The organism is Neobacillus sp. NRS-1170 (assembly GCF_050468025.1).
On the sequence record NZ_JBITPF010000011.1, the window covers coordinates 214,947 to 222,696 of the forward strand.

Here is a 7,750-nt window from a genome sequence, read left to right on the forward strand (position 1 = left end):
CTTATTCTGCCGAAACACCTTAGTGGAGTACTTATAATCACTATTTCGAAATGATAATCTTTCCGGTTTCTGGTTCATATGAGATATAATTAGAGATTTGTTGTAATTTTCCAGCCTTTGCTTGAATCATGTACATTCTGGTAACTCCGAAATGGTTTTTCTCTGAAAAGGAAATTCCGGCATACATGGATCCGTCCCAATTATCAAAGGTATAAAATGATTTTAGGAAGTGATCCCATGTTAAGTTGTCTTCTGTTTTTCTTAAAGCCTCCACAAAAACTTCAGACAATGCCCAGCCAGATGCGACAATATTAGTAACGGGTTCGTCAGGATAATATTTCTTAAAGGTTTCATTTAATAGTTTTACTTTTTCATTATTCACGTCATCTAAACTTACAAAAATGTTCCCACTGTAGGTTCGTTCCCAGACATCCCTTCCAGCTAATTGAAAAGCACGTGTGTCGGCACCGCCTGCAGTTGAAACGATGTAATTAGGCTTGTCAAAGCCAATTTTATACATTGCTTTTTTTAAGTTCACCGCCGGACTAATAACACCGAAATTGAAAATCGTATCCGGCTTTGCCTGCTGGAGTTTTTGTGCCTGGGAAGTAAAATCTGTATCAGCAGGAAGGAAAGAAACTTCAGCTACAATTTCAACTCCGGGATAATTTTTAATAATCTCTTTAACTTTATTATAAGGAGCTTTGCCGAAATCATCGTTTTGATAGGCAATAGCAATTTTTTTCGCTCCTAATTCATTAACCGCATAATCAAACATTATTTGTGCCTCGACTTCATAATTCATCGAGGATCCTCCCATCCAATTTTTAATTGGCGGGTCAACAAATTCTTTTAATGAACTACCAGGCATGACGACTGGAATGCCCTTTGCTACATAATAGTTCTTAGTTGCAAGATTATTCGTAGAGCCAACATTCCCTAAGACAGCAAATACCTTATCAACTTCGACTAGTTTCTTAGCATTCTGTACGGCTTTCGTAGGCTGGTACTGATCATCATAGGCAATCAGCTTTATTTTACGACCATTTACTCCGCCCTTCTCATTAATGTATTGAAAATAGGCATCCATTCCTTTACGGCGTGTATCATAGACAGCAAGTGGACCTGTTTGTGGGGCAGATAATCCTACTAATATTTCATTTTTTGTAACTCCTTGAGCAAGCTTCTCTGTGATATTCCCTTTTGATTTGCTGCTAGTGTTTGTAGTTTTGCTGCTGCAAGCGGCTAATAAAAGCACAGCCATAATTACAGAGACAAGCAATACATAACCTTTTTTGAACTCCATTTCATTTCCCCCTTATTTTCTAAATTGATTTTTATGTTAATTTTTCTTAGCCCCCAAGGTATAAACGGCGAACCTCGTCATTATTTCTTAAAACCTGTGAGCTCCCTTCCAACGCGATGTTCCCGTTTTCTAAAACATAGGCATAATCAGAAACAGACAGTGCCATATTCGCATTTTGTTCAACTAATAAAATCGAAGTTCCATCTTGATTTATTTTTTTGATTATTGCGAATATTTCTTTCACAAGGATAGGTGCAATTCCGAGAGAAGGTTCGTCTAATAAAAGTACCTTTGGTTTGGCCATTAGGGATCTTCCAATCGCCAGCATTTGCTGCTCTCCCCCGCTAAGGGTTCCTGCTTTTTGTTTTATTCTCTCCTTTATTCTAGGAAAATATGAAAATACTCTTTCTAGATCTTCTTTTATGTTTTTGTCCCTTCGGCTAAAGGCTCCCATCCTTAAATTTTCCTCAACTGTAAATAGTGGAAATAGTCTCCTGTTTTCTGGGCAGTGGATGATTCCGCTCTTTACTACTTTGTGAGGGCTCGCTTTCAGCATTGATTTTCCATCCACTTCATATCCGCCATTTTTCGGTTGAATTAGTCTAGAAATAAACTTTAATGTAGTCGATTTGCCGGCACCATTTGAACCAAGTAATGAAACAATCTTCCCATCCTCAACCGTTATGGATACTCCTTTTAATGCATGAACATGTCCATAATAAACGTGCACATTAGATAACGTAAGCACTTCCCTCCACCTCCCCCAGGTATGACTCAATCACAATAGGATTTTTCTGGATGTCTTTGGGCAGCCCTTCCGCTATTTTTTGACCAAAGCTCATGACCGTAACATAATCCGAAATTTCCATAACCATTGACATATCATGTTCAATCAACAAAATTGTATAGTTCATTTCTTCCTTTAATCTGATAATTAAATCACTGATTTTTTTGGTTTCAACCGGGTTCATTCCCGCCACAGGTTCATCTAATAAAACGAGATTCGGTGACGAGATAATCGCTCTGCCGATATCCACCATCTTTTGATTCCCAAAAGAGAGATTCATCACTTTTTCATGTGCTAAATCAGTGATCGAAAGCAATTCCATTACTTCATAGGCTTTTTTAATCGCTTCTTTTTCCGTTCTTTTCACTGAAGCTAAATTAAAGGCAATGGAAAATAAATTCTTCTTTAAAATTGGATGTAAGCCAGTCAATAAATTATCAAGAACGGTCATTTTTGCAAACAACTCAACATTTTGAAAGCTTCTTGTAATTCCATGTTGAATGACTTGATGGGGTTTCAGCTTTAAAATATTTTTTCCCTTAAATTCAATTGTCCCAGATGATGGTGAATAAAATCGGCTTATACAGTTAAATACTGTCGTTTTTCCTGCACCATTTGGACCAATGATGGAATATATACTGCCTTCAGGAACATCAAAAGATAGTTCTTTGACAGCCTTGACCCCTGCGAAATTCACAGTTACATTTTTAAAGCTTAGCATCTCTTGCAGGTCCTCCTCGTTCTTAGTCAGAATAAGTAACTTCCTTTTCAATGATTATCTTTTCCCTCGTCTTTTTTAATTTCAATAATTCCTGTAAGGACATTAACCCGTGCGGGCGGAATAGGATAACTAGAACAATGGCAATTCCAATAATGATATTGGTTAATCCAATAAATGATTTCGTTAACTCAGGCAGAACCGTGAATACAATTGCACCAATGATGGCACCAGGTATAGAGGCAAGTCCTCCAACTACGATCATCCCCAGCAATAAAAATGAAGTGACTATGGTAAAATCGTTCGGGCTGACAAATCCAAGCCAATATCCATAAAGTCCGCCAGCAATACCTGTAAAAAATGCACTTATGACAAACATCAAGGTTTTGTAAAACGAAAGGTTAATTCCCGTGGCTTGTGCAGCGGTTTCACTTTCACGGATGGCAACAAATGCTCTGCCCAATCTGCTTTTCAAAATATTGTGAAGAAGCCAGGTGATTAACATGGTGATAATAATAATCACATAAATAAATTGAATATCTGCGGATAACCATTCAGGCCTTAAAACCGAAAGCCCTGAATAACCCCCAGTAAGTGAAGACCAATTCAATGCAATTTGAGGAATGGCTAGTCCAAAACCTAATGAGACAACAGCAAGAAAATGGCCGCTAAGCCGAACGGAAGGAAGACCAATTAATAAACCAATCAATCCGGTTATTACACCAGTTATTGGAAGAACCAAAAAAAATGGAAGAACCAATTTTGATGCTAGAATGGCAGCAGTGTAACTACCCACTGATAAAAACCCAGCGTGTCCGATGGAGATCTGCCCTCCAAATCCGATTAATAAGTCTAAAGACATGGCAGTTATTGCATAGACGCAAATCATGACGAATATGGAAACGAGATATACGGATTGCTCACCGATAATTGGGAAAACAAGCAATGCAAGAACGAGTAAGAATATCCATGGTTTCTTTTTTGATAACAACATGTTTATCACACCTTTTTGACCATTTTAGCCCCACCGAATATACCTTGTGGTCTAACATATAAAACAAGTACGATTAACAAAAATACAAACACAATTTTCAAGTCTGGTGAAAGATAGAAACTAATGAGATTCTGGAAAACTCCAATCATTAATCCACCGACAACGGTACCTGGTAAACTATTAAATCCCCCAAGCACTGCCCCTGCAAAAGCAAAAATTAATACTTCCCCCATCATGTTTGGACTCAAAAATGTAATCGGTGCAGTCATAATACCGGAAATTCCCCCAAGTGCAGAACCAATTGCCCATGCTGTCATAAAAACGCCTGAAACCTTAACACCCATTAGCTCTGAAGCCATTTTATCCTGCGCGGCAGACCGCATAGCTAAACCAATTTTTGTGAAACGGAATAAAGTGAAAAACAATAGCATTAGAACAATTGTTAATCCAACCATGAAGAATTCGTTACCAGAAATAAAAATACTTCCGAACTGAAACGGACTACCGCTTATTGCTTCCGGATAGCTAACGGTTTCATACCCCCAGGTAATTCCGGCAAAACCATTAAAAACCATAAATAACCCTAATGTGAGAACAACTTGATTTATATGCGGTGCTGAATGAATCCGTTTCATAAATAGCAGATAGACCAGCATCCCAAATAGTGTGGCAAATAGAAGCGATAAAACAAGAGATAGTGTGTAAGGCAACCCATACCTTGTTAAAAAAACATAGCTTACAAAGGTTGTAACCATTGCAATTTCACCATGTGCAAAGTTGACGACCTCCGTTGTTTTATAAATTAAAACAAGACCTAAAGCCGCTAATGCGTATATACAGCCAAATATTAAACCACTTACAATGATTTGCATAAATTTGTCACCGCCCTTTTAACTTTCACCTTCTGTGGTCCTTACATGATCGAGTAAACCCTAGTAAAAATAAATAAGATTCATAATATTCAAACTTTTTAAGACAGAACTTAGTCCTAATAAACTTAGGGCTAAGGCTGTCTAATTTAATACACTTTCATTATCTACTATGTACTAAATTTAGATACAAATTTGTATGAGTTAAATTTATGTTACTGATCTAGTTACCTGCTAATTAGAATTGAGAGTTGGAAATCCCCATAGTTCTTTCGATAAATTTATTAAAGGGAAAGAATACATTTTCAACTTGACTAGTCACCGCTTTAAGAAAAGCTAGTTGATTCGTTTGGAACATTGCTGCTGTTTCTTTGATCGTTTTCATAAACATATTTCTATTATTTCGTCTAAACTCAATATATTTTTCCAAGGAGGCAACAAAATTTTCCCCGATTTCACCATTTATAAGCTTTTCGTAAGGTATTGCTGATGTTTCTGTGGTGTTACTCCATAGTTGATCGAGCTTATTGTTCATTTCTTCAAAGGAATTAGTAGGGAATACTGATAATAATGGTGTAGTAAATCTTTCTAATTCTTCTTTTGAAGTCTTCTCCCATCCGCGTAGTTTTTTAGAAAATTGATTGGTAAGTTCCTTAATATTGCTATTATTTTCTTGCAGTTTATCTGCAAATTGCATAGCAGATTGAAGAAAGCGTTCCTCCTTCATTGTTTCTTGTTCTTCCCAAGCTTCAACTTTTTGTAATGTTTGGTTCCATAATTGTTCTACACTTAATAAATTTTTTTCGATTTGATTGGTTAACATGATAAATTCCTCCAAATTTTGTAATAGATTTATTGATTTTGACTACTAATATCAAAGCAGATCTCCACATCACCACCTTTACAAAAACAATTTCTTAATTAAACCTTAGTTTTTTTCTTATTTGTATTTTTCTTCTTTGCCTCTACAAGCATTGAAACTTCTTCTTTTAATAACTTGAAGTCAGCTAATCCTTTCTTTATTTCTTCAAGTTCAGAATGCATTTCTTTTATTTCAGCTTGAACCTCTTTTGCTTGAGATACATCCGTTTTTAGCTTTTTTGTCAGGTTTATAATATCACGGGATACACCAACCACTTCTTTGATTTCCTTATTAGATGAGGTGACTAAACTTTGTAATTTCCAAATTTCTTCCTCTAACGAATCAACTTTTTCTTCCGTTTGAATTGATAATTTGATTATATTTTCCAAATCCATTTTGGAGGGTATATTTAATTTTGTTTCCATCATTTGTTGATATTTTTTAAACCCCTCCTGAAACAAAGTGCTCGAATCTGAAAAAGCACTAGCGGTTCGTACAAATTCATTATTATTTGTCAAGAATCGAAATAGTTCATTTACTTGTTTTTCCGATTCTGTAGTTAATTTAGTGAACATTTCATATGGATCAAATGAACTGTGCTTTGGCATTGTTAGTCCTCCTGGATGTTTTTATGAATTGATAATTCTTCTTTTATTGGATTTAAATTTTTTATTCTCTATATTCTTCCTCCATTAAACTTTTAAGCTTGTTAAGTATTTCATGCATAGATGTTAGTGATTGCTTGTTTGAGTTCCAGTTTTTTGTCATGGAAAAAACTAAGTCATCTAAATCATCTACTTTTTCTTCAATGGAAATATACTTCTTAGCTATATTAGAAATCTCTTCTTTAGTCACATAACCTTTGGAATTCAACCAATTTTTCGCAATAATTCTTTGAATTCGGACCCTTTTCAGATCGAGCCAAATCATCTTTTTTACATATATAAAATTTTTATGGCGATTGAATAAACATTTTATTTTTCCATTCAGCTTTTCTTCAAGTTGCTTGAAGTAATTCACAAGGTTCATATATTTCCTTTTAACTTTTATGCGGTAAACGTTTTGGGTGTTTTTGAGTTAACTCCTTTCGATTACTAATAATGCAAGTATTATGCCAAGATAAAATATCGCTATGAATCAGTTAATTTTCACTTAGCATATGTTTAATTTGTGTCGCAACAGACACAGTGTAGTTTTTTTGAGACACTTTTTCCTAACACAAATAAATGCAATATGAATGCATCGACCTGGAATATTTAGGCACAGCCTTAGAATGAGCCCATTTTTTTACATTGGCATACTTATTGCATTAATAACTATTATTATTTCTTCACACAAGGCCACCATAGATAAGTTGGGTTCAAATTTTCATTGATAATCTATCTATAATAGGAGGTATTCAGAATGGGAGAAAAAATGATTAGTAAACTTTCAATGCCGTATCTTCGAATGGGAAGTGGGGAGCCATTAGTTCTTATTCACGGATTTACTGAGTGGAAAGAGGGCTGGTTCAAACAATTTGAATTGGCTTCTCAGTATGATTTAATTATTCCCGATTTGAGAGGGCATGGAACCAATCCTACTCTGGATGGAATAACAATGGAAAATTTCGCTGGCGACGTTATTGAATTACTTAATGATCTCGGGATTGAAAGCGCACACATTTGTGGTTATTCTATGGGTGGTGCTGTTGCTCAAGAAATTTACCGTCAAGCCCCTGAGAAGTGCAAATCATTAATTTTGGCCTGTACATTTTTTTATGCACCTAAACACTTAGGAAAAATAGTAAAAGAGGTGCGTAACTTGGGATCTTTCTTTCTTTCAAATGACCAGAAAAATTTGAATGCGGCAAAAAAATGTTTTTATTCGTGGAGTATTGAGAATTTTAGCGCTTTTCAAAAAGGTCACAAACCTAACAAGGAAGGAGTCAATAAAACGATTGATGCTATACTTGAAGTCGATAATTGCTCATTATTACCAGACATAAAGATCCCTACTCTCGTTATTGGCGGTCAATATGATACATTGCTGCCTGTATGGATTCAGATTCAGATGTACAAAAAGATTCCAAATGCAGAACTTTGCATTTTTACTAAATCGGGGCACGGGGCAAAATTTGAAGAGACCCAAAAATTTAATCAATTATTGCACCAGTTCATTCGTAAACAATCACTCATTTCTAGCAGGTAAACAGAATAGAGTAGGCGCATGAAA

At 35.6% G+C, this 7,750-nt stretch carries 9 protein-coding genes; 1 reads left to right on the forward strand and 8 read right to left on the reverse strand.

Annotated features, from left to right (window positions below; all coding sequences use genetic code 11):
* Positions 1–40: 40 nt before the first annotated feature.
* From ACIFOT_RS04640 to ACIFOT_RS04675, 8 genes are all read right to left on the reverse strand, one after another.
* Entirely contained in the window at positions 41–1,306 is a 1,266-nt protein-coding gene (locus ACIFOT_RS04640) for an ABC transporter substrate-binding protein (protein WP_430062239.1), read from the reverse strand.
* Positions 1,307–1,352: 46 nt separating this feature from the next.
* Positions 1,353–2,054 carry an ABC transporter ATP-binding protein gene (locus ACIFOT_RS04645; protein ID WP_430062243.1) on the reverse strand — a complete coding sequence of 234 codons (702 nt, stop codon included), beginning with the start codon at positions 2,052–2,054 and terminating at the stop codon, positions 1,353–1,355.
* Positions 2,038–2,814 carry an ABC transporter ATP-binding protein gene (locus tag ACIFOT_RS04650; RefSeq protein ID WP_430062246.1) on the reverse strand — a complete coding sequence of 259 codons (777 nt, stop codon included), beginning with the start codon at positions 2,812–2,814 and terminating at the stop codon, positions 2,038–2,040. The genes ACIFOT_RS04645 and ACIFOT_RS04650 overlap by 17 nt, the downstream gene beginning before the upstream one ends.
* A 22-nt stretch (positions 2,815–2,836) precedes the next feature.
* Positions 2,837–3,805 carry a branched-chain amino acid ABC transporter permease gene (locus ACIFOT_RS04655; RefSeq protein WP_430062249.1) on the reverse strand — a complete coding sequence of 323 codons (969 nt, stop codon included), beginning with the start codon at positions 3,803–3,805 and terminating at the stop codon, positions 2,837–2,839.
* A 5-nt stretch (positions 3,806–3,810) separates the two neighbouring features.
* Positions 3,811–4,677 carry a branched-chain amino acid ABC transporter permease gene (locus ACIFOT_RS04660; protein ID WP_430062252.1) on the reverse strand — a complete coding sequence of 289 codons (867 nt, stop codon included), beginning with the start codon at positions 4,675–4,677 and terminating at the stop codon, positions 3,811–3,813.
* A gap of 235 nt (positions 4,678–4,912) precedes the next feature.
* Positions 4,913–5,497, reverse strand: coding sequence for a hypothetical protein (locus ACIFOT_RS04665; protein ID WP_430062255.1), 585 nt, complete (start codon positions 5,495–5,497; stop codon positions 4,913–4,915).
* Between the two features lie 98 nt (positions 5,498–5,595).
* Complete coding sequence (locus ACIFOT_RS04670) at positions 5,596–6,144, reverse strand: polyhydroxyalkanoate biosynthesis repressor PhaR (RefSeq protein ID WP_430062258.1); 549 nt, start codon at positions 6,142–6,144, stop codon at positions 5,596–5,598.
* A 61-nt stretch (positions 6,145–6,205) separates the two neighbouring features.
* A complete protein-coding gene (locus ACIFOT_RS04675; RefSeq protein WP_430062261.1) occupies positions 6,206–6,565 on the reverse strand; it encodes a hypothetical protein in 360 nt (119 codons plus the stop codon).
* Positions 6,566–6,940: 375 nt separating this feature from the next.
* On the opposite strand from ACIFOT_RS04675, the gene ACIFOT_RS04680 reads away from it, so the two are divergent.
* A complete protein-coding gene (locus tag ACIFOT_RS04680) occupies positions 6,941–7,726 on the forward strand; it encodes an alpha/beta fold hydrolase (RefSeq protein WP_430062264.1) in 786 nt (261 codons plus the stop codon).
* The last annotated feature ends 24 nt before the right edge of the window (positions 7,727–7,750 follow it).

What these genes read in the sequence shown, in the direction of transcription:
- ACIFOT_RS04650 (WP_430062246.1), bottom strand. Translation starts at nt 2,814, where the DNA reads ATGCTAAGCTTTAAAAATGTAACTGTGAATTTCGCAGGGGTCAAGGCT.
- ACIFOT_RS04640 (WP_430062239.1), bottom strand. Translation starts at nt 1,306, where the DNA reads ATGGAGTTCAAAAAAGGTTATGTATTGCTTGTCTCTGTAATTATGGCT.
- ACIFOT_RS04670 (WP_430062258.1), bottom strand. Translation starts at nt 6,144, where the DNA reads ATGCCAAAGCACAGTTCATTTGATCCATATGAAATGTTCACTAAATTA.
- ACIFOT_RS04680 (WP_430062264.1), top strand. Translation starts at nt 6,941, where the DNA reads ATGGGAGAAAAAATGATTAGTAAACTTTCAATGCCGTATCTTCGAATG.
- ACIFOT_RS04675 (WP_430062261.1), bottom strand. Translation starts at nt 6,565, where the DNA reads ATGAACCTTGTGAATTACTTCAAGCAACTTGAAGAAAAGCTGAATGGA.
- ACIFOT_RS04655 (WP_430062249.1), bottom strand. Translation starts at nt 3,805, where the DNA reads ATGTTGTTATCAAAAAAGAAACCATGGATATTCTTACTCGTTCTTGCA.
- ACIFOT_RS04665 (WP_430062255.1), bottom strand. Translation starts at nt 5,497, where the DNA reads ATGTTAACCAATCAAATCGAAAAAAATTTATTAAGTGTAGAACAATTA.
- ACIFOT_RS04660 (WP_430062252.1), bottom strand. Translation starts at nt 4,677, where the DNA reads ATGCAAATCATTGTAAGTGGTTTAATATTTGGCTGTATATACGCATTA.